A 23,077-nucleotide genomic window follows, 5' to 3' on the forward strand; every position below is an offset into this window, starting at 1 on the left:
TCATTACAAAGAAAATTCACAGCACAGAATTGTTTCCAATATTTCCTATAAATTATTGACAAACGATAATTATAAGTTATAATAAAATTATAAATTATCGAAAAACAATAATTAAAGGAGGACAATCATGAAAGAAAAACATCTGCTCACTTTACTGTCAATAGAAGCAGCTGCCTGTGTCCTGTTCTGTATTTTGCAGCGAAGCGTATCCGGCTTTTTCTCAACCATAGTGGCATTTCCATTTGAACAGCTGGGAGTGGGACTAAGAGCGCTGTCACTTTCTGGAGGTGCCGGAAATGCAGCAGCCATTCTTTTTTACGTCCTGCTTAGTCTGATTCCAGCTGGAATCTGGCTGATCTTAAAGAAGAAACAGAAAACCATGCCAATTGATTTTACGCTATTCCTGCTCAGCGTTCTTCTTTTTGTAGTCCTGTATTATATGATCAATCCGGGCCTTATGGGTTTCGCTGTACCAGGGACGGGAAAATGGTCTCTTGGCAGCACCTTTTATTCTGTGCTTCTGGGATATCTTCTGATCCGTGCACTTTTGAAGTATCGGAACGCGGGAGCGAAGAAACTGCAGGAAGGACTGTGGCTGCTGCTTGGGGCTGTGAATATTGTGCTGGTATATGGGATCTTTGGCCAGGAACTGGGAAGTCTGCTGCTGAATCTGGAAACGGTTCAGAAAGGAAATACAGGTATCACTCTAAGTGATGGATTTTTCGCCTATTCCAATTTGAACACAACCTATTTGTTTTTGTTCCTTCGTTTTGTAATTCACATTTTGCCTTACGTGCTGAATATTATAATCGTTTTCCTGGCAAGAAGGCTCCTTACTGCAATGAGAGAAGATCTGTATCGGGAAGAGAGCGTGAAAACCGCAGACAAATTAGCCAGATTCTGTATGTGGACCCTGATCGTCACCATCGGACTGGACGCTGGATTCAATCTGCTGCAGCTGTTTTTCCAGAGGCAGCTTTACCAGATGGATTATGTGGTCACGGTTCCCGTATTTTCTCTGGCCTTTGTGCTTGCAGTGCTGCTGTTTGCCAGATACATCCGGGAAATGCAGCGGCTGAAGGCGGACAATGATTTGTTTATTTGAAAGGAAAATGCATATGGCAATTAAAGTATGCCTGGAAGAGGTTTTGAAAAGGCGGGGAATGACATCCAAGGAATTGTGCAGCCTGGTGAATATCACGGAGGCCAATCTTTCCGTTCTGCGAAGCGGCAAGGCAAAGGGCGTGCGATTCCACACGATCAACCGAATCTGTTACTTCCTGCAATGCGATGTTGGCGATATTCTGAAGTTTGACGGAAATCTGGAGGACGAGGAAAATGAAGAATAGGAGATATGAGAAAATAAAATCTGGCTTGCCGAGAGAAGAGAAATCGAAATCTGGTCTGGAAAAATCCGGAAAAGCGAAATGCCCGTTTGCGAAATATCTGACAGCGGCTTTTGCAATCCTTATTGCTGGTACTATGGGCGGCTGCACTTTGGCAGTTCCCTACGCCGGGGAAGAGGGAAGTGGTGATCGGATGATTGGTGTTTTTATCACTACAGAATATCTGGATCTTTATGATATGGAAAGCTACCTGAACGATCACGCCTCATCCCTTGTGAACGATGGCAGTATTACATTAGGAAATGACAGTAAATATGAGGGAAAATTGTTCGCAGATGTGGAAAAAGGAGAGGCAGATTCCCCCTCTGAGTGGAAAATTTCCTTCGGCAATATGGATGGGCAATATATGCTCATGCCTGTTTCAACAGATGAGAACGGGGAACAGTATATGGGAAATCTTTGCTCAGACGCAATCAATGAACCGTATCTTCATAGTAACGTTTCGGATGATAGCGAGGAACAGGAACTGAGCGGCACTATTTATGAAGCTGCGGATGGGAAGGAGAAAGTTTGGTATGTGAATCCGGTATATCAGACAGAAAACAGTGAAATCTACGCAATAACGGGAAATAGCTATTCCAACGGAGGCCGTGATACAGAGGGCAGCACCATGGCAGTCACGCTTTCCGGAGAAAGCACCGTCACAGAAAACGGCAAAAGCCAGAAAGAGTCCAGCAAGGTGACGGTCCAGTTTGCCATCATGTACAAGCCTGTGAAAACCGTGATTTACCAGATGAGCGATTCCAACCAGGTCCTGAAGCGTGACGAATATGAACCGACGGAAGTTCCAGATACCCTGAAAGTGGAATCTGAGACTGCATATATTATGGAAGAAACTCAGAAAGAATCCCCCTCTGGAAAAACAGTGACCAGCCGCAGCATTGTGGATCTGAACTCAGAAGAAGAGGAAACCTGTCTGGAAGCCTGGTATTCTTTGGATAATGGGTTTATCAGCAAAAAGGATGTGGAAATCTTGCACTGATATAAGAAAAAACTATAACCCGGTATTATTTATCTGTATTAGACTGAAACCGTCAAAACTGATATTATAAAACCAAGAAAACACAGTTGATTGATAGGAAATATGGAGATAATACAGATGAAACAGATTTTATGCTTTGGCGATTCAAATACATGGGGATATGACGGGGAAAGCAGGAAGCGGCTTCCCTGGGGAAAACGGTGGACAAGTCTTTTACAGGAGAAATTTGATGTGGAAACCGCGAAGCAGGGGATTCAGGCTGGAAACAATACGGCTGGCCAAAGGGAAGCTGGTAATGCAGAACATAAATCCGGCGAATCCGTCCGGATCATTGAAGAAGGCCTGTGCGGCAGAACCACCATATTCGAAGACCCGCTGCGTGACGGTCGCAGAGGAACTGCACTTCTTCCCACTTTATTGGAAACCCATGACGGCGTAGATGTAATTGTTTTGATGCTTGGCACCAACGACTGCAAAACGGTTTTCGGCGCTTCCGCAGAAGTGATCGGCAAAGGCATCGCCCGCCTTCTGGATCAGATCGCAGCCTACGCTCCGGAAGCGAAGGTACTTCTCATTTCCCCCATCTATCTGGGAGAAAAAGTATGGCAGGAAGGATATGACCAGGAATTTTCCCGGGATTCCGTGCAGGTATCCAGGGACCTGGAAAAAGTATACCAGCGCATTGCTGATGAAAAACACGTAGAATTCATGCGCGCCGCCTCCTATGTAAGCTGCTGTGCCGCTGACCAGGAGCATATGAACGCTGCCGGGCATCAGATATTTGCAAAAGCAGTGTACGAGAAACTGGAAAATCTGGTAGCATAAAAAATCGGATGCAGCCATTCCCTAATGGCAGGCATGATAATGTCGCCGGTAGGCGACATGTCCGTTTTGTGTGAAAAGAATACGTAATTCATACAAAATCAATTCCAAACAATAAAAAGTAATAAAGAATAATAAAAAACAATTGACAATACTACAACACTTTGCTATACTAAAATTACCAAAAAGAGTTGAGCAAAGAGAACATTTTTTATTTATGCAAAGGCGCATGAAACTACATCGTGACTATGTTGCAGGAATAGAAAATGTTTTTTTACTATAAAGCTCCATACAGACTCTGAACGGCAAAGGCTTACTACCGTACCTGCAAAAAGGACGGATAAGAAAGGAGAAAAAATATGAAAATGATGAAAGCAGCAGTAGCACTTGGCATGGCACTCACCATGACCGTAACAGGTGCGTCAGCAGTATTCGCAGAAGGAGAGACTCTCAGCGTTGCTACTGATTTCGAGGTTAAGACTCTGGTACCGTGGGCTGCATCCGAGGAGAATGCATTTATGGTACTGAACCAGGCAGAAGAAGGTCTGTTCCGTATGGACGAGAACAACCAGCCGCAGCCGGCTCTTTGCGATACCTACGAGGTAACAGATGACAAGCTTACATACACCTTCCACTTAAGAGACGGAATCCAGTGGAGCAATGGTGAGCCTGTAACAGCAGCTGACTTCGTTTATGCATGGCTGAAACAGATGAGCACTGACGCAACTAACGGCTACAGCTTCATTATGACAGACTACATCGTAAACGGCCAGGAGTACAACGAGGGAACTGTTGACGCTTCCGAAGTAGGCGTTAAGGCGGTTGATGACCAGACACTGGAAGTACAGCTGAAGAGCCCGACACCATATTTCCTGAACCTTACCACAATGGATATGTTCTTCCCGGTTAACGAAGCATTCTGCGAAGAGCAGGGCACAAACTTCGCTCTGTCTCCAGACAGCATGCTCTACTGCGGACCATACGTAATCACATCCTATGACCCGGCTGTAGGCGTTACCTTTGAGAAGAACGACAACTACTGGGATAAAGACAACGTAGCAATCGAAGATGCACAGGTTCGTGTAATCAAAGATGCAGCTGCAGCTTTAAGTGCATACCAGGCTGGTGAGCTTTCCCAGGTTAAGCTTGATTCTGCTAACGTAGTAGCATACAAGGATGATCCGGAATTCAGCCAGGAGATCGACTTCCGTACAAGCTATGTACAGTTCAACCTTACAGACGACGTAATGAGCAATGTAAACATGAGAAAAGCTATTTCTCTTGCTATGAACAGAAGCGCTCTTACAGACAACATCCTTGCAGATGGTTCTGCACCTGGATTTGGCCTTGTAGCAGACGGCATGAGCGGTGATGGAGAGAAGACCTTCCGTGAACTGAACGGAGACGTTTCCCCATATGATCCGGAGCAGGCAAAAGAGTACTATGACAAAGCTGTTGAGGAGCTTGGCGGTGCCCCGTCTGAGGTAACTCTTCTTGTAGCTGATGACTCTGTATCCAAATCCGTTGCAACATTTATTCAGAGTGAGCTTGTTACAACTCTTGGACTGAACGTAGTAATCGACACCAAGACTGTACAGGGACGTGGAGAACTGATGGATGCCAACAACTATCAGTTTGCTGTAACTGCATGGGGTGCTGACTATGATGACGCTATGACATACCTTGACCTGTGGACAAACGGAACTCCATACCGTGGAAACTACAATGATGATGACTACAACGCACTGATCTCCGATGCTAAGACTCAGACAGATGATGCAGTTCGTCTCGATGACATGCTCAAAGCTGAGAAGAAGCTTGTTGAGGAAGATGCAGTTGTTGCTCCGGTATACCACAGAGGTTCTGCAGTTCTGACAAAATCCAATGTCAAGAACCTGATCAGCCATCCGATCGGTGTTCCGATTGAATTCAAATATGCTTCCTTCGAATAATTTCCGCTGAGTGATTATTCGTTTAAGACCTGATTTTCAGGCAAGGCGCGAGAATCAGTGAAAATGCAAGCAAAATTTCTTAAGGAATAAGTAACGGACCGTATACAGAAGTGGCTGCTTCAGCCGGTATACGGTCTGTTTTTACAGAAAGAAAAGGTGATGTCATGCTGAAATATGTATTAAAGCGATTAGGGTACATCCTGGTTACCTTATGGGTAATCGTGACCTGTACCTTTTTCATGATGAAAAATCTTCCGGGTACACCTTTTGATGCGGAGCGTTTTAGCATTATGACGCCCCAGCAGCAGGAACGTGTGCTGGAAATGTACGGATTAAATGATTCTCTTCCCATGCAGTATGTGAAATATATTAAGAACATGCTCAAGGGAGATTTAGGTACTTCCTTTACCTATGTAAACCAGGATGTTTCCAAAGTTATCACAGGACGTCTTGGACCATCTGCTTTGATTGGTATCCAGGCAGTACTGATCGGACTTGCAATCGGATTGATCTTAGGAATCCTGGCTGCCTGGAAGCACAATAGCGGAATTGATTATTTTACCATGATATTGGCCGTGCTGGGCGTCTCGGTGCCGAACTTCGTCGCTGCAGCCCTTCTCCAGTATTACATTGGTCTGAAATGGGGCGTTCTCCCGGTTGGATTCTGGACCGGCTGGAACTGTTCCGTATTGCCGTCCATTGCGCTTTCATTTAGTGCAACAGCCATGGTTGCCCGCTTTATGCGTACAGAAATGCTGGATGTACTGGATCAGGATTATATCATAACAGCCAGAGCGAAAGGTCTCAGCCAGATGAAGGTGCTGATGCGTCATGCTGTACGTAACTCCATTCTTCCGGTTGTCACGATTTTAGGACCTATTGTGGTAAACCTTATGACAGGATCCCTCGCTGTTGAGAATATCTTCAGTATCCCCGGAATCGGAAGTCTTTTCGTAGATTGTATCAAAGCCAATGACTATCCGGTAATCATGGGTATTACTATTTTCTATGCAGCATTTTATATGCTGATCGTATTGCTTGTTGATTTGGCTTATTCTCTTATTGACCCGAGAATTCGTCTTGCTAAAGGAAAGGAGAGCTGATTGTGGACAAATCAAAAATTGACCGCAGCATGTATCAGAAAGCAAAGGTAGAAGCCTCTGAGAAAGAGCATATCGCAGCTCCGGCTTCCACTATGCTGGCAGATGCATGGATCCGTCTGAAAAAGAATAAGGCAGCAGTTGTAGCATTATTTATTCTGGTAGCAATTATCCTGCTTGCCATTTTTGCACCGATTTTCAGTAAATATTCATTTAGAGATACAGATTATAACAATGTATACGGTCTTCCGAGCGCAGCACATATTTTCGGTGCTGACCAGTTTGGACGTGACCTTTGGGTACGTACCTGGATGGGAACCAGAATTTCCCTTATGATCGCACTTGTAGCTGCAATTCTTGACCTTGTAGTCGGAGTCCTTTACGGTGCTGTTTCCGCTCTTTTCGGCGGCAAGGTGGATGCTGTGATGCAGCGTATCATCGAGGTACTGGTAGGTATCCCAAGCCTTATTATCGTAATCCTTTTCCTGATGGCGTTCCCGGCAGGTGTAGGAACTATTATCGCAGCCCTTTCCATTACCGGATGGGTAAACATGGCAAGACTTGTCCGTGCTGAGATCCTGAAGCTGAAAAACCAGGAATTCGTTCTTGCTTCCCAGGTTCTTGGAACCAGCAAGTTCAATATTATTATGAAGGATCTGATCCCGAACACAGTCAGCGTTATCGTAATCAACGTTATGTTCACAATCCCAAGTGCTATTTTCACAGAGGCATTCTTAAGCTTTATCGGTATCGGTCTGGCAGAGCCGCAGGCTTCCCTTGGTGTATTGATCAACGGCGGCTATCAGGTACTGCGTATGTATCCGCACGTACTGGTTTTCCCGGCTATCGTTATCGTACTGATTATGGTATGCTTCAGTATTCTGGGCGACGGACTTCGTGATGCCCTTGATCCGCAGATGAGAAAGTAGGTACAGCTATGGGAAAAATATTAGAAGTAAAGAATCTTACCATCCACATCAAGACGCACAAAGGTGTTGTACAGGCTGTGCGCGGCGTGGATTTTTACCTGAATGAGCAGGAGACCCTTGCGGTAGTTGGAGAGTCCGGTTCCGGAAAATCCATTACCATGAAGGGCGTTATGGGAATTCTTCCCAAGAATGGAAAAGTAGTAGACGGAACTGTTATGTTCCAGGGAAATGACCTGACCAAATACACAGAGCGTCAGATGCAGCAGGTCAGAGGAAGCGAGATCGCCATGATCTTCCAGGATCCAATGACCTCCCTGAACCCTACCATGAAGGTTGGAAAACAGATCGAGGAAATGCTCAAGGAGCACTGCAAGGAGATGAGCAAGGCAGACCGCAAGGCAAGAGCCATTGAGCTTCTTTCCCTGGTTGGAATCTCCAATCCGGAGGCACGTTATGACCAATATCCTCATCAGTTATCTGGCGGTATGAGACAGCGTGTTGTGATCGCCATTGCCCTTGCGTGCGATCCCAAGGTGCTGATCGCGGATGAGCCTACCACAGCACTTGACGTAACCATCCAGGCACAGATCCTGGATCTGATGCGCGACCTTCAGAAGAAAATCAAGACCTCTATTATTATCATTACCCACAACCTTGGCGTTGTGGCAAACATTGCAGACCGTGTAGCAGTTATGTACGGCGGCAAGCTGGTTGAGACTGGTGATGTGGCGGATATTTTCCACAACCCATGTCACGAGTACACCAAGGGACTTCTCCGTTCCATTCCGAAAGCACACGAAAAAGGCGGCGAGCTTCAGGCCATTCCAGGTACTCCTCCAGATCTGATGGATCCGCCGGTGGGATGTCCTTTTGCTGCAAGATGTCAGGAGACGATGATCGTTTGCCAGAAATTTATGCCGGATTATACCGAATGCGGCAAGAATCACAAGTCAGCATGCTGGATGCTGGATGAGATGGCACAGGAGGTAAAAGCTGATGAAAAATGATGACAAGCAGGTACTTCTTGACGTAAAGAACCTGAAGAAATATTTTGATGTTGGAAACAAAAAGATCCTGAAAGCAGTGGATGACGTTTCCCTTCAGATTTACAAGGGCGAGACTCTTGGTCTGGTTGGAGAGTCCGGATGCGGTAAATCCACATTTGGAAGAACTGTGATCCATCTTTATGAGCCTACCGAAGGAAGCGTAACCTTCGACGGACTAAAGATTGACAAGAATTTGGATAAGAAGCAGAGACATGAGCTTTGCAGAAGAATGCAGATGATTTTCCAGGATCCATATGCATCCCTGAACCCAAGAAGAAAGATTCTGGATATTGTAGCAGAGGGAATTGATGCCCACGGCCTTGCAGCGAATAAGAAAGAGCGTAACGACAAGGTCCTGGAGCTTCTTGAGACAGTTGGACTGCAGGCAGAGCATGCAGACCGTTTCCCTCATGAGTTCTCCGGCGGACAGCGCCAGCGAGTTGGTATCGCCCGTGCACTTGCAGTGGATCCGGATTTTATCGTTTGTGATGAGCCAATCTCCGCATTGGACGTTTCCATTCAGGCTCAGGTTATCAACCTTCTGGAGCAGCTTCAGAGAGAACGAGGACTGACTTATCTGTTTATTGCCCATGACCTTTCTATGGTTAAGCACATCAGTGACCGTATCGGTGTTATGTACTTAGGATCACTGGTTGAGCTTGCTGAGAGCGAGGAGCTTTTCGAGAACCCCATGCACCCGTACACCAAGGCTCTTCTTTCCGCCATCCCGATTCCGGATCCGGATATTGAGAAGAACCGTCAGAGAATCATGCTGGAGGGTACTCTTCCGAACCCCATCGGACTTGGAGATGAGTGTAAGTTCTGCAGCCGCTGTCCGGTTTGCAAGGACAGCTGTCATAAGAGCCAGCCGAAGCTTGTTGAGGTAAAACCGGGACATTTTGTTGCCTGCAGCCAGGTGCAGTAGATAAGCACTCTGTACAGCAATGACCAGCAGGTTTTCTAAAGAAGGATGTGTTGTCTGTGGGCAATATTATTTAGAAGCTTTCTGGTAAGCCGCTGGCAGATAACAGAAATGTAACGGGAAACAGGAGGAAGAAGGATGTTCATTGAAGAAAGGCAGCAAGCCATCGAGAAAGTCCTTCGGGAACAGGGGAAAGTCCGCGTCCGGGAACTGAGCGAAATGTTTCAGGTGACAGAGGACTGCATCCGTAAAGATCTGAAAACTCTTGAAAATGCCGGCAAATTAAAAAGAACTTACGGTGGTGCGATTCTTTCCCAGGATTACCCGCTGGAAAGAGATGTTATTGACAGAAGAAATTATCATGTGGAAAAGAAAATGGTGATTGCGGCCAAGGCCATGAAACTGATCCGGGAAAGAGAGGCAATCTTTCTGGATATTTCCACAACCAATATTGAACTTGCCAAGCTGATCGCGAAATCCAACATGCAGCTTACCGTAGTAAGCAACATGATCGATATTCTACAGCTGCTTGCGCAAAATCCCAAGATCACAGCCATTGGAACCGGGGGAATCATGTATCCCACAGTAAACGGGTTCCTTGGCTCCGCAGCAATCCAGGTGATCCGGCAGTACAGCTTTGACCGGGCCTTTATGGGAAGCTGCGGAATTGATATGATGGATCACACCGTTACCACTTTGGGCGTGGAGGACGGCCTGACTAAGAAAGCTGCCATTGAGAGCAGCAGACATAAGTACGCTGTGATGGAGCGGGAGAAATTTTATTTTAATGAATCTTACAAATTTACACAGCTGGATGCGCTGGATGGAATTATCACGGATGAGTTTCCAGATGGTTCCGTTCAGGACATGCTGGATTCTCTTGGCGTTGCGCTGTACTGAGAAAGGATTGCGTAAATAAGTTTCTGTCCATGAATGATAGAATTTTGCGAAGCGCGTTGCTGCGAAGGCAGTGAACAGGAACGTGAAAGGAAAAAGAGGATATGGAAAAGTTTATTTTGGAGGTATGCGCAGATTCTGTGGAATCTGTACTTGCCGCTGAAAAAGGCGGAGCGGACCGGATTGAGCTTTGCGGGAATGTGGTGATCGGAGGGACAACCCCTTCTGAGAGCCTTTTCCGTGAGATCAGAGAGCACAGTGACATTAAGATCCATGCTCTGATCCGCCCAAGATTCGGTGATTTTTGTTATACAGATTATGAATTTGATATTATTCGTTCAGAAGTGAGAAGATTCCGTGAGCTGGGAGCGCAGGGCGTGGTGATCGGTATGCTGCGGCCGGATGGCTCTCTGGATGTGGAGCATCTTGCACAGCTGATGGAGGAAGCGAAGGGAATGTCCGTGACCCTGCATCGTGCATTTGATGTGTGCAGGGATCCTATGGAGGCTCTTGAGCAGGCCATTTCCCTTGGTTTTCACACCATTCTTACATCAGGACAGAAGAATAACTGCGTGGATGGCTCCCAGCTTCTTGCTGACCTGGTGAAGGCAAGCGCAGGCCGTATTCATATTATGGCTGGCGCCGGGGTAAATGCAGATGCCATTTCTTCTATCTATGAGAAGACCGGAATCACAGATTATCATATGACGGGCAAAATTGTGCTGGAAAGTGAGATGCAGTACCGCAAGGACGGAGTGAGCATGGGCTTGCCGTCTTTAAGCGAGTTTGAGATTTTCAGGACCAGCGAGGCAGAAGTAAGAAGAGCCCGGAATGTATTAGCTACTTTGTGATGGAGCAGCGGACGGGTGCCGCTGGCTGTCTCCGTCACGCTACACGCTCTTTCACAAAAAAGAACAGTTTTTTCGTGAAAGGGCGTTTTTTCTATAATAAACTTCTTTCGATGAGGAGGATGAATATATGTTTCTTCAGAACAGTGAGAAGAAAATTGAAGAAGAATTTTTGAAATTAACAGAAAAGCTTGGAGCGGACAGAGAGCCGCTGAAGAACATCTGCGGGAAACTGGATGCCTGTGACAGGGACCTGGCGCTGGCTATGAAGTATTTGTATGTGACAGCGCCGTATAGTGATCTGGTGAATTATTCTTTCGAGGATATTAAGGATTTTGCAGGTCATGGGTTGTTTCTTTATAATCATCTGGAACGAGTGCATGCGCTTCCAGAGGAAATGTTTTTGAACTATATTCTGGATCATAGAGTGAATGAGGAAGAAGTACTTCCCTGCAGAACGTTTTTCTGGAATGAGTTAAAGGATCGTATTGAAGGAAAAAATGCGAAAGATGCTGCAATTGAAGTAAATTACTGGTGCGCGGAAGAAGCTACTTATCACAGCGGAGATGACAGAACCCTTCCGGCACTTACGGTGTACAGAAGAGGATATGGCCGCTGCGGTGAGGAGTCCGTTTTCCTGGTAAATGCCCTTCGAAGCGTGGGAATCCCGGCCCGTCAGGTGTATGTGCCAAGATGGTCACACTGTGATGACAATCATGCATGGGTAGAGCTGTGGTGCGATGGAAAGTGGTATTTCACAGGAGCGTGCGAGCCCCTTATGATTCTGAACAAAGGCTGGTTTACCAATGCTTCCTCCAGAGCCATGATGGTCCATTCCAGATTGTTTGATCTTTTCCCCGCAGAAGGGGAGGATGTGATCGGCAAAGAGGGGGCAGCGGTTATGCTAAACCAGACTGCGCGCTATGCAAAGGTTAAGACAGTGACAGTACAGGTGACAGACCATGCAGGTGCACCGGTGAAAGATGCCCAGGTACAGTTCCAGGTTTTGAACATGGGAGAATATTATCCCATTGCCAAAGCTATGACAGATGAGAATGGAAACGTTTCTCTGGTTACCGGATTTGGAAGCGTGCGTGTTGCCGCGTTCCGCCCGGACATGGAAGGATTTGCCCAGGCAGATGTGGATACCAGAGAGCAGGTGAATGTGAAGCTGATTCTTACAGGAGAGGCTGTGGCAGCAGAGGACTGGAAAGCTGTAGATGTGATCGCACCTGTAGACACTCCTGTGAACCCGGATATGCCCACTCCAGAGCAGAAAGCAATCGGAACCCGCCGCCTGAATGAGGCGAATCAGCTTCGCCGCGAGAAGAAAGAGAACTGGGTGAATCCAGAACTGACGGCATTTCTTGCAGGAGAAGATGAGAAAGAGCTTCGCCAGGCAATGGCAGATGTTTTGTCTGAGAAGGATCACACGGACTGCGTGTGCAGCGTATTGGAAGAGCATCTTGCATATGGCAAAATATATGCACAGCAGTATAGAGAAGCAGATGAGTACGATTTATATATCAACTATGTTTTGAATCCCCGTGTAGAATACGAGCTTCTTCGCCCATACAGAAAAGGTATTCTCTCATTCTTTACAGAAGAACAGAAAGCCGCTTTCCGTGAGAACCCGGCAGAAATCTGGAACTATATCAGAGAGCTCATTACTGCTTACCCATATAACGAGCGTGAGACTGTAATGGAGACTCCATACGAATGTCTGATATCCGGCATCGGAACAGAGCGCTCCCAGAAAGTGCTTTTCGTAGCAATTGCCCGTACTCTTGGAATCCCGGCCAGATTAAATCCTGGAAGCCATGTAATGGAGTACTGGGATAAATGCCAGTTTGTATCTGTTCTGAAACAGGAGAAATGGAGCGCAGCTCTTTACCTGAAAAAGGAAGAGGGTACCCAGTGGAATTATTACCAGAACTGGACCATTGGACGTCTTGTTGGAAACGAATATGCTTCCCTGGATCTTACAAACAGAGCCTGGGAAGGAGATACTTTGGAACTGGCGTTGATTCCAGGCACATACCGGATCATCACCACCAACCGCCTGCCAAACGGAAACCAGTTCTCCTGGGAAAAGACAATCATTGTGAAGGACGAAGAGAAACATTACGAAACTCTGCGCCTTCGGGAAGCACAGCTGGGGGATATGCTGGAGCGTATTTCCCTGCCAGAGTTTGAGGTAAAAGATGCAGATGGCGGAATTGTGACCTGCGCAGACCTTACCCGGGGTGGCAAGAAAATCCTTATGTGGCTGGAAGAGAGCCGTGAGCCTACCGAGCATATTTTGAACGAAATGCTGGAACATGCAGAAAAATTCCACCAGTTTGAAACCTGCATTTCCTTTATGATTCGTACTGGGGAAGCTAAGGGCGACCCGCTTCTTGCAAAGGTTCTGAAGACTTTCCCGAAGATTTCCGTTTACTACGATTCCTTTGAGGAAAACATTGAGCTTCTGGGCAGAAGAATGTATGTGGACCCGGATAAGCTTCCGCTGATTCTGGTAACAAACGGAGAATCTGTGGGAATTTATGCAACCAGCGGCTATAATGTAGGAACCGGCGATATGCTGATTCGTATTATGGAAGAAGTGCCGGAGATGTAAGCCTTTGAAAAATGATTTTTCATGGATAATGTTTGGTGAATTGTGGTGAGAAATTATGCGAAGCATGATTTTGGCATATGAGACAAACGGCAACTATAAAGAACAATACATAATATTAAACTGTGTTTGGAACTGAGAACTGTTTTTAGTGGAGTATATATTATGAATCATTACACAGAAATTCACCCGGATGGAAAAAGAGCCTATCAGTTTGTTGCGGATACCGCCTATGTCCGTGAGTCCGGGACAAAAGGGGAATACAAGGCAGCAGAATACATTCTGAAGGAAGCGGAAAAGATCGCAGCCCAGCCAGGAAAAGAAACTTATATCCAGACTCCCCGCATGGAGCTTTTCCAGTGCCCGGATTTCCAGGAGAAAAGGGCTGAGCTGACCATCTGCCAGCCTTATGAGAAATCCTATCTGGTGCGTGCATATTTGAACGGTGCATGCACCCCGGCAGAAGGCATCACAGCCCCGTTCCTTTTCGTGGGAAAGGGAGATGACATCAGCCTTTCCCAGGCGAAGGGTGCTGTGGTGCTGGTGTGCGACCCTGTACGGGAGAATATGATCAATAAGATCAAGGACGCTGGGGCTGCAGGATTTGTGACGGTTTGCGGTACGCCTCTTGATCAGGGCGAGGACAGAACTCCTGTGCAGTACCGCCGCAAGGCATGTGACCTTCCGGGCGCAGCCATTCACTACCTGGATGCCGTGGAAATTGTAGAAAAGGAAGCTTCCATGTGCAGGCTGAATATTCAGCAGAGCGAAATTTCCCGGAATTCTGCCAATGTGGCAGTCTGCATTCTGGGAACTGAACTTCCAGAGGAAATTGTGACTGTGACAGCTCACTATGATTCTGTGCCAGAGGGACCTGGTGCTTACGACAACATGTCCGGCGGCGCTATGGTGATGGAAGCGTTCCATTATTTTGCAGAGCACAGACCAGCCAGAACCATGGAATTTATCTGGTTTGGTTCCGAGGAAAAAGGACTGATCGGAAGCCAGAACTATGTGAAATCCCATGAAAACGAAATGGGCAGACATGTATTTAATCTGAATGTAGATCTGGCAGGACAGCTTCTTGGCGGAAATGTACTGGGAGTCACTGCGGATCCTACTGTGTGCACTGCGCTGAAAGAGCTTATGGAGGAAAATCAGCTTGGCGTAACCATTAAGAACCAGGTTTGGGCCAGCGACTCCAATACTTTCGCATGGAAAGGTGTCCCGGCGCTGACCTTGAACCGCGATGGTTTCGGCATGCATACGAGACACGATACCGTAGAATATATTTCTCCCCGTGCGCTGGCGGAAGGGGCGAAAACCCTTTGCACAGCTGCCGCATGGGTGGCAAATGAGCCAGAGCTTTCATTTGAGCGGGAAATTCCCGCAGATATGAAGAGGGAATTGGAGAAGTATTTTGCTTCATGATAAAATTCTGAACTGAGTATTTATTTGATTGGTTGAGATATTTTTGATAGGAAAGGACGAAGAAATGAATAAAGTAATCGAAGAAAGAACCAAACGTACCGAGTGGTACCGTGATGCCCGTTTCGGCATGTTTATCCACTGGGGGCTGTATGCAATTCCAGCCCGTGGTGAGTGGGTAAGAAGTGTGGAGCAGATTCCCCATGAGGAGTACTGCCCACTGACAGAAGAATTTACAGCAGAAAATTATAATCCAAGAGAATGGGCTCGTCTGGCAAAGAAGGCCGGCATGAAGTACGCCGTACTTACCGCCAAGCATCATGACGGTTTCTGCCTGTTTGATACCAAGCTGACAGACTACAATTCCATGAATGCAGCCTGCCACAAAGACCTGGTAAAAGAATTTTTGGAAGCTTTTCGTGCAGAAGGAATCAAGGTAGGCCTGTATTTTTCCATTATTGACTGGCGTCACCCGGATTTCCCGCACTATGGCGACATGCATCATCCAATGCGCAATCACCCGGAGTGCTCCAACGAGAACCGCAATTTTGACCGTTATCTGGATTTTATGTTCGGACAGATCAAGGAGCTTCTCACCAATTACGGAAAGCTGGATCTGATGTGGTTCGACTTTTCTTATGGGGATATGAAATGTGATAAATGGAAAGCACAGGAGTTGATTTCTATGGTGCGTTCCATTCAGCCGTGGCTGATCATTGATAATCGTCTGGAAGGAAGTGCAGAGGATTCCGGTTCTATTCTTACAGCCAACCCAACGGAATATTCCGGAGATTTCGCCTCTCCGGAGCAGATGATCCCTCCGGCAGGAATCCGCAATGAGTTAGGTGATCCGGTGCCGTGGGAAGCGTGCCTGACCCTGAACAACAACTGGGGCTATGCATCCAGCGATCACCATTATAAATCAGCGGAGATGGTCATTCATATGCTGGTTGAGTGCGTCAGCAAAGGCGGCAACCTTCTTCTGAACGTAGGCCCGGATGCCAAAGGCCGTATTCCAAAGGAATCCGTGAAGATTCTGGAAGAAGTGGGCGAGTGGATGGACGAGAACTCCAAGAGTATTTACGGCTGCGGCTACGCCGGAATTGACAAGCCGGAATGGGGCCGCTACACCCGCAATGGCAGCAAGATCTACGCCCACGTTATGGAAGCCCAGGCAGGAGCCATTCCCCTCACCGGAATCCACGGAAAGATCAAAAGACTCCGCCGCATCAGCGACAATTCCGAAGTTCGCCTGACAAACTACTGGAATCTGAAAGAATACTCCCAGAACCAGTTTTTCTTCCTTAACGCAGACACCTGCGACAGCTACCCCCTCCCAGATCCCCGGGATACAGTTGTGGAAGTGACGCTGGAGGAAAACGAAAATTAAAGCATGTCTGGTTCCTATACACGGTGTGAATACGATACGTTTCGATAAGCCAAAACGAAAGCCCTCGGAGTTTTTTCTCTGAGGGCTTTCATGTTTATTACTACATGGAATTGGTTGATTTATGAATTTTTTTCTTTAAAAACATTTCGTGCCGCCATGCAGATCAAAATAGTGATCACCATATCCGGCAGTGTATTTCCTACCGGGATATCAATTCTCATTAAAATTCGATACAGAATGAATCCAATTACCCAGATCACAGCATTTGTGATGTCAACGGCCTCGCCCAGGCTGTCGGCGCGTTTGAGCAGGAAGAAATCTGCAATCTGGATGGCAATCATAGGTGCAAACACGGAACCAATAAGGTACAGGAAATCTGTAATATTGTCCATTGGATAAACAATGGCGCCGATGGTTCCAATCACAGTCACTGCAATGGCCGCATATTTTCCATTGATCCTGGAAAATACAGATTCAGAAGAAATTCCGGCGGAATAAGCATCCAGGAATGTGGTGGTAACAGTGGAAAATACAATGATCAGAAGTCCTGCGATTCCAAGTCCTGCTTTTACCATGATCTGTGCAATATCAGACTCTCCGGTATAAATAGCAGCGCCCATACCGATCACGTACATCCAGCAGCTTACCAGGCCATAAATAATCGCACTCACTGCGGTAGCCTTCACAGGTTCCTTTGCTTCCCTTGTGTAGTCGCTGATCAGCGGCAGCCAGGACAGCGGCATTGCTACAGACAGCTCTACAGCAGCACCAAAGGACATCGCCTCTTCTCCAATGGCAAGTGCTGTGCCGCCATCAAAAAAGATCAGCTTGCAAAGCACCAGTGTGAGAATAAACAGAGCCGCCATTGCGATGGTGTTGATTTTTCCCAGGTTGGTGATACCGATAAAAATCCACAGCACGATCAGTGCGCCAATAACCAGACACCATACCCAGCTGCCTGTATGAAGTACACCGTCAGCTGCCAGCGCGCCGTCATAGATCATAATGGCAGTCCAGCCCACCAATTGAAGCACATTCAGGAAGGAAAAGAAGATTCCGCCCTTTTCCCCGAAGCTCATTTTTACAGTTTCCATAGCACTGCGGCGTGTTTTTCCGCCGATTACACCGGCCAGGAAAAGCATGGTGCAGCCGATAATGTGTCCAATAATAATAGCAAGAAGCCCTTTTTGGAAGCCAAGTGGGGCAAAATAAGTTCCAGTAAGGATTTCCGCCAGGGAAACACCTGCGCCGAACCAGATCAGGCCGTTTTCGAAGATGGAGGTACGTTTTTCGGTCATGTTAGTTGTCCTCCTTGGCTAATGTAAATTCATTTTGAATTGCAAATCCATGATTCATAGGTCCGCTGCCTTTTCCCAGATCCAGCATGGCAGCCAGAGCACCGGAAATATATTTCTTGGCACGTTCCACAGAAGTATCCAGGTCAAATCCCTTTGCCAGATTAGAAGCAATGGCACTGGACAAAGTGCAGCCGGTTCCGTGCGTGTTGGGATTGTTGATCCGTTTTCCTTGGAACCATTTGTAACCGCCGCCGCGCCACAGAAGGTCGTTGGCATCGTTCAACTGATGCCCACCCTTGCAAAGCACTGCGCAGTGATATTTGTCTCCGATGGCAGCAGCGGCCTTGATCATATCGTCGGCTGTCTCTATTTTCATTCCGGAAAGAACCTCAGCCTCCGGAATATTCGGTGTGAGGACTGTCGCCATAGGAAGAAGCTGGCTTTTCAGAGCATCAATTGCCTCGTCGTTGATCAGCTTGGCTCCGCTGGTGGCTACCATAACTGGATCCACAACGATGTTTTTGGCATCATACTGATGGAGCTTCTTCGCAATCGTTTCAATCAATGCGCTGGAAGATACCATTCCGATCTTCACTGCGTCAGGATAAATATCTGTGAAAATATTATCCAGCTGTTCTGCCAGAAATTCTGGCGTTGCTTCCATGATTGCTGTCACACCGGTAGTATTCTGTGCCGTAAGTGCAGTGATCGCACTCATAGCATATACTCCATTGCTGATCATTGTCTTGATATCAGCCTGGATACCGGCGCCTCCGCTGGAGTCACTTCCAGCGATTGTTAATGCTGTTCTCATAATGTCTCATCCTTTCTCTTGTCCTGCCTGGCAAAATACCGGACAGGCTCTGGTGTTATTTATGCATTAATTTTATATAGCGTCCGAAAGTGGTGCCCCCAGCCGAACGCTGCATTGCTGCCTCTATAAGGAAATGTCTGCTGCGCAGACATTTGAAAGTCAGCTATTACGCGTCTGCGACGCTCCCATAGTTGCCGCCCGTATTCGTAATCTGGGCTATTGCCCTACTTACTCATACGGTCTAGCCTGTCCGATATCCATGAATTCGCTCATGCAGGCATGGCTCACTCATGGTTGCCGTCCAGGACTTTCAAAATAAAAAAGAGACACCCGCGTTCTGGTGTCTCCGAAAAAAATCATTATGACTTCCTACGGCGGCATTATCCGCATCAGGTAAAGGGTCGAAATTCATAATTTCCTCTCAGCCTGTTTACAAGCTCCCCTGTTCTTTTGTCATTATAGTAATAATGGGAAAATTTGTCAATAAATTGTTTGTAAGATAAAAAATTCCGCAATTTTACCGCAATCAACCATCGGTAGGGTGACGAATTCCCTGATTTATGGCATAATCAAGATAACAAATCAGCCAGATTCCTACGGCTGTCTTGATCGCGGCAAGGTTCTTACTAGTACATCGTTTTCGAAATAACTATACCACTCACTTGCCTGTGAATCCGATTGCCCAGGTATAAAAGCCTCAGCGTAGCCCGCTACGCCTGCGTTTTTATACCTGCACACTCGAATCCACATCCTACGCGATTGGTATAGTTATTTACGAAACGATGTACTAGAAGAAAGAACCATCACAAGGAGGCACATCATGACCGACATAACAAAAAATGAAATAGGCACATTCATCGCCGCATGCCGCAAAGAGAAAAAACTAACCCAAAAGCAGCTGGGTGAAAAATTAAATGTAACGGACCGCGCCGTTTCCAAGTGGGAGACGGGCCGCTCCTTTCCAGATGTGAGCCTTATGGAGCCCCTCTGCAAAGAACTGGACATTTCTGTCAGCGAGCTTCTGGCAGGGAAGCATTTAGAGCCGGAGCAGTACCAGAAAGAGACGGAGAAAATGCTCATGGACTCTGTTAGCACTGGACAGCTTATGGGACTGCAGGTGGTGCTGTATATCCTTAACCTGACAATATTTGTCCTGGTAGATTTTCCCTTTATTGTTAGAAAAATCAGCGGACTTCCACTGATTCATTATATCAGCATTACCTGTTGGCTCCTGGCGTTGGTACTGATCTTCTGCGTGAGTTATCTGGATAAAAAATTGCCGGCAAGGAAATTCCGCACATCAAATGTAATGCTGGAACGGATCATCGGTGCCGTGATGTTTCTGGTAATTATGTCAGTCAATTTTGTGGTCAGCGGTGGTCTGTCTTACATAAAAGATTTGAATTTCGGTGAAAAAATTTATACAGTGATTATTTTTGCCGTTAGTCTTGCTGTTGTGGTCGGAGTTCGAGGGATTGTAGCGCAGATACGCAAAGAAGAGTGGGAGATGGAGCAGGAAAGAAATACTTCCCAAAAGGAATAACCCCTTTGCCCGAATTTTCCAAATAATCAAAAACTGCCCCGCAGAGTCGATTTACCTGAGAAAGAAAAATCGATTCGGCGAGGGCAGTCCTTTTTATTATGCTGCCAATTCCAGAACCAGCACCTGATATCCATGCAGCTTAATCTTATTTCCATCTATAACTACATCTGGATAATTATTGATCAGCACTTTTTTGCATGCGCCTGGAAGCTCAATTTCCTGCTCATCCCACTGATAATTTCCAACTACCAGAAGCGTCTTATCCCACTTACGGTAGTAAGCCATCAGATTGTGGCGCTCCTTCATAAATGGCTCCAAAGCACCGTACACAACTGTCTCCTTATATTCCGGATCCTTGCGAAGTGCAATCAGTTTCTTATAGAAATTCAGTACAGAGTCCGGATTCTGCGCTTCTTTTTCCACGTTAATGGCAGTATAGTTGGGATTCACCCGAAGCCATGGAGTGCCAGTGGTAAATCCAGCGTTTTTCCCATCTGACCACTGCATAGGTGTCCGCGCATTATCCCTGCTGCGGCGTGCAACTGCCTTCAATGCTGCATCAGGAGCAAGTCCCGCATCCAGTGCAACCTTATACTCATCCAAAGTAGAAATATCATCCACCTCATCAATGGATTTAAACGGCACATTTTCCATGCCAAGCTCCTGGCCTTGATAAATAAACGGCAGTCCGCGGAGCATAAAATTCAATGCTGCCAGCATCTTTTTGCTGGTATTGCAGCAGTCTCCCTCTGGAATATAGTGGCTCACACCACGAGGCTCGTCATGATTTTCAATAATATTGGAAACAAATCCGAAATTCCCCATTTTTGCCTGTGTCTCAAAACAGCAGCGCTTGTAATCGTCCGGTGTAATTTCCTTACAGTCATACCAGCCCTTTTCCGATCCGCCGAAAATCGTTTCATTGAAATCAAACATGGAAGAGAAATATCCATTATCCCCAATGAAATCCGGAAGCTCCTCGTCCTTTGCGTTGAAAACTTCGCCTACGGAAAAAGCATCGTGTGGCTTAAAGGTGCGGTCCCGCATTTCTCCAAGGAATTCCCCGATTCCAGTCGCTTCTTCCAGCATTTTTCCAATATAGCAAAGTCCGTCCTCGCGGTCTGGCTCGTAATTATGCATGGGAAGAGCTTTCTTAATATTAATGATCGCATCAATTCGGAAACCGCCCAGGCCCTTGTCCAGCCACCAGTTGATGTTCTTGTAAACCTCTTCACGAAGTTCCGGATTTTCCCAGTTCAGGTCTGGCTGTTTCTTGTGGAAAACATGAAGATACTGCTTGTTGGTTCCCGGAAGATCCTCCCACACAGGGCCGCCGAAATAAGAGCGCCAGTTGGTTGGAAGCTCGTCTTCTTTTTTGTCCCTTAAATAAAAGAAGTTTCCGTATTTTCCATCTGGATCCTGGCAGGCTTTTTTGAACCATTCGTGTTCGTCGGAGCAGTGGTTTACAACCAGATCCATCAGAATGTACATGCCGCGCTTCTTAGCTTCTGCAATCAGGCAGTCCATATCTTCCATGGTGCCAAAGCGGGGGTCAATGTCATAATAATCGGAAATATCGTAGCCCTGGTCTGCCAGCGGAGAGCGATAGCACGGGGAAAGCCAGATGATATCTACGCCAAGATCCTTCAGGTAATCCAACTTCTCTATAATTCCCGGCAGATCGCCGATTCCGTCACCGTTTGTATCGTAAAAGCTCTTCGGGTAAATCTGATAGGCAACCTTATCCTGCCACCATTTTCTTTCCATATGTATATCCTCCTGTAAAAAAGTGTAGTTCGCGTCTTTGTTATGAGTACATTATACATACATATATTTGAAAAAACTTCCCTTAATATGATAAAAAAATACGAAATTTTGACATTTTAAAACTGGGCGTTTCATAAATGCAATTTGAGGAGGAAAGCAGAACAGCACTATACATTTATATGCTCAGGAGTCTGGCTGCGTTTTCGGTACTGCAGCGGCGTAGTACCTGTGTATCTGCGGAATTCCCGGAGAAAATTTCCCATGTTATTATATCCGCAGTCCAGGCAGACCTCCGTAACCGGAAGCGAGCTGTCCTTCAAAAGCCGCACTGCCTGCCGAATCCGGTACTCATTCAGATATTCCACTGGCGACAGCCCGATGGCTTTTTTGAAAAAACGGCAGAAGTACTGCTCGTTAAGCCCGATCAGGGAAGCCAGGTCACGGATGTATATTTTCTCCTGGTAATGCTCCCGGATGTAGGTAATCGCCGTCTTGATCGTTTCCACTCTGTGGTCATCCGTTTTTTCTGTCCGGGAAAAAAGCTGGTATCTGGACATAAGAGCGAAAAATTGCAGAAGGGAAGCCTTGATCGTCAGCTGGTCTGCAAGCTCCACCGACACCGTTCCGGAGGCACGCAGGGATGTGAGGTGAAAATGCTCCGTTTCCGTTGTCAGAGTTTCGGGCGAAGAGCAGTGGGAAAAAGCTTCTGCAATATTCAGAAATATGGTCCGCAGCCGGGGAAAAGCTGGATGTTCTTTTTCAATGGATCTTGGAAAATGCAGCTGTCCGTTTTGCAGCGGCTGGATGAGCTGGGACTGAACCGTATCATAAAAAGGGGAGCAAAGCAGCTCCGGGTGAAAGACCACTGCATATTCCTGCACGACTTCTGTAGAAGCAGCCCGAACGCTGTGCAGTTCACCAGGGTTAATAAAATAGAAGCATTCCGATCGGATATCAAAAGCTTCCATATTAATTTCCATTCTGAAATTCCCGCCTGGAAAATACAGAATCTCAGCTTCTTTATGCCAGTGATGTTTTACCATAAACCCATGACCGCTCATTTGCGTCTGATAAAATGCGCAGGGAAAGGACTGGGTCCCGTGTGGGCTGGCTTCTTTTAATTCTGGGGATTGTGGATGGTACATAATCGCCTCCATAAAAATACTTTCTTATAATGTATTACAGCGCTGTTTCAGATGCAAGATAATAGTAAACAAAAAAATCTGCAATTATTTGTAAAAAGTGCTTGACTTCTCCTTGCGGCAGTGGTATATTAAACAAGCTGTCGCAAGGAATTGCTTCTGAAATACTGAAAA

19 protein-coding genes and 1 riboswitch are annotated in these 23,077 nt (G+C 46.6%); of the genes, 15 read left to right on the forward strand and 4 right to left on the reverse strand.

Translation table 11 applies throughout. The features are described 5' to 3' along the window. The first annotated feature begins 127 nt into the window (after positions 1-127). The 14 genes from OCV70_RS17540 (at position 128) to OCV70_RS17605 (ending at position 16,339) form a co-directional block, all read left to right on the forward strand. The gene (locus OCV70_RS17540; protein ID WP_173768171.1) at positions 128-1,105 is read left to right on the forward strand and encodes a hypothetical protein; all 978 of its coding nucleotides are present in this window, start codon (positions 128-130) and stop codon (positions 1,103-1,105) included. A 13-nt stretch (positions 1,106-1,118) separates the two neighbouring features. Further along, positions 1,119-1,349 carry a helix-turn-helix domain-containing protein gene (locus OCV70_RS17545; protein WP_021924518.1) on the forward strand — a complete coding sequence of 77 codons (231 nt, stop codon included), beginning with the start codon at positions 1,119-1,121 and terminating at the stop codon, positions 1,347-1,349. Continuing rightward, complete coding sequence (locus OCV70_RS17550) at positions 1,339-2,388, forward strand: hypothetical protein (protein WP_173768173.1); 1,050 nt, start codon at positions 1,339-1,341, stop codon at positions 2,386-2,388. The genes OCV70_RS17545 and OCV70_RS17550 overlap by 11 nt, the downstream gene beginning before the upstream one ends. Positions 2,389-2,505: 117 nt before the next feature. Then, a complete protein-coding gene (locus OCV70_RS17555) occupies positions 2,506-3,213 on the forward strand; it encodes a GDSL-type esterase/lipase family protein (protein WP_021924520.1) in 708 nt (235 codons plus the stop codon). A 356-nt stretch (positions 3,214-3,569) separates the two neighbouring features. Further along, positions 3,570-5,162, forward strand: coding sequence for a peptide ABC transporter substrate-binding protein (locus OCV70_RS17560; protein WP_243176851.1), 1,593 nt, complete (start codon positions 3,570-3,572; stop codon positions 5,160-5,162). Positions 5,163-5,326: 164 nt separating this feature from the next. After that, complete coding sequence (locus OCV70_RS17565) at positions 5,327-6,265, forward strand: ABC transporter permease (RefSeq protein WP_021924366.1); 939 nt, start codon at positions 5,327-5,329, stop codon at positions 6,263-6,265. A gap of 2 nt (positions 6,266-6,267) precedes the next feature. Further along, positions 6,268-7,191 (forward strand): ABC transporter permease, encoded by a 924-nt coding sequence (locus OCV70_RS17570; protein ID WP_021924365.1) that lies wholly within the window; start codon positions 6,268-6,270, stop codon positions 7,189-7,191. Positions 7,192-7,199: 8 nt separating this feature from the next. Beyond that, positions 7,200-8,198 (forward strand): ABC transporter ATP-binding protein, encoded by a 999-nt coding sequence (locus OCV70_RS17575; RefSeq protein ID WP_021924364.1) that lies wholly within the window; start codon positions 7,200-7,202, stop codon positions 8,196-8,198. Continuing rightward, the gene (locus tag OCV70_RS17580; protein ID WP_021924363.1) at positions 8,188-9,162 is read left to right on the forward strand and encodes an ABC transporter ATP-binding protein; all 975 of its coding nucleotides are present in this window, start codon (positions 8,188-8,190) and stop codon (positions 9,160-9,162) included. The genes OCV70_RS17575 and OCV70_RS17580 overlap by 11 nt, the downstream gene beginning before the upstream one ends. Positions 9,163-9,297: 135 nt before the next feature. Then, positions 9,298-10,059: a DeoR/GlpR family DNA-binding transcription regulator gene (locus OCV70_RS17585; RefSeq protein WP_117854850.1), complete on the forward strand. Its 762-nt coding sequence runs from the start codon at positions 9,298-9,300 to the stop codon at positions 10,057-10,059. Between the two features lie 101 nt (positions 10,060-10,160). Next, positions 10,161-10,907: a copper homeostasis protein CutC gene (locus tag OCV70_RS17590; protein ID WP_021925228.1), complete on the forward strand. Its 747-nt coding sequence runs from the start codon at positions 10,161-10,163 to the stop codon at positions 10,905-10,907. Between the two features lie 127 nt (positions 10,908-11,034). Continuing rightward, positions 11,035-13,524 (forward strand): transglutaminase domain-containing protein, encoded by a 2,490-nt coding sequence (locus OCV70_RS17595; protein WP_173768175.1) that lies wholly within the window; start codon positions 11,035-11,037, stop codon positions 13,522-13,524. A gap of 162 nt (positions 13,525-13,686) precedes the next feature. Then, complete coding sequence (locus OCV70_RS17600) at positions 13,687-14,952, forward strand: M28 family metallopeptidase (protein ID WP_173768177.1); 1,266 nt, start codon at positions 13,687-13,689, stop codon at positions 14,950-14,952. 64 nt (positions 14,953-15,016) lie between these two features. After that, the gene (locus OCV70_RS17605; protein ID WP_021925231.1) at positions 15,017-16,339 is read left to right on the forward strand and encodes an alpha-L-fucosidase; all 1,323 of its coding nucleotides are present in this window, start codon (positions 15,017-15,019) and stop codon (positions 16,337-16,339) included. A gap of 119 nt (positions 16,340-16,458) precedes the next feature. Here the strand turns inward: OCV70_RS17605 and cytX are convergent, their stop codons facing one another. Both cytX and thiD read right to left on the reverse strand, forming a co-directional pair. Further along, positions 16,459-17,637 (reverse strand): putative hydroxymethylpyrimidine transporter CytX, encoded by a 1,179-nt coding sequence (gene cytX, locus OCV70_RS17610; protein ID WP_021925232.1) that lies wholly within the window; start codon positions 17,635-17,637, stop codon positions 16,459-16,461. A 1-nt stretch (position 17,638) separates the two neighbouring features. Further along, positions 17,639-18,451 carry a bifunctional hydroxymethylpyrimidine kinase/phosphomethylpyrimidine kinase gene (gene thiD / locus OCV70_RS17615; RefSeq protein ID WP_021925233.1) on the reverse strand — a complete coding sequence of 271 codons (813 nt, stop codon included), beginning with the start codon at positions 18,449-18,451 and terminating at the stop codon, positions 17,639-17,641. Between the two features lie 349 nt (positions 18,452-18,800). Then, a riboswitch (TPP riboswitch) is annotated at positions 18,801-18,905 on the reverse strand. Positions 18,906-19,271: 366 nt separating this feature from the next. Between thiD and OCV70_RS17620 the strand changes: the two genes are divergently transcribed. Next, positions 19,272-19,994: a helix-turn-helix domain-containing protein gene (locus tag OCV70_RS17620; protein WP_202031115.1), complete on the forward strand. Its 723-nt coding sequence runs from the start codon at positions 19,272-19,274 to the stop codon at positions 19,992-19,994. A gap of 96 nt (positions 19,995-20,090) precedes the next feature. Here the strand turns inward: OCV70_RS17620 and OCV70_RS17625 are convergent, their stop codons facing one another. Next, positions 20,091-21,761 (reverse strand): alpha-glucosidase, encoded by a 1,671-nt coding sequence (locus OCV70_RS17625; protein ID WP_021924596.1) that lies wholly within the window; start codon positions 21,759-21,761, stop codon positions 20,091-20,093. Positions 21,762-21,928: 167 nt separating this feature from the next. Then, entirely contained in the window at positions 21,929-22,918 is a 990-nt protein-coding gene (locus OCV70_RS17630) for an AraC family transcriptional regulator (protein WP_243000419.1), read from the reverse strand. Positions 22,919-23,077: the final 159 nt, after the last annotated feature.

Source organism: Blautia acetigignens, assembly GCF_025566865.1.
Taxonomy (GTDB): domain Bacteria; phylum Bacillota; class Clostridia; order Lachnospirales; family Lachnospiraceae; genus Blautia_A; species Blautia_A acetigignens.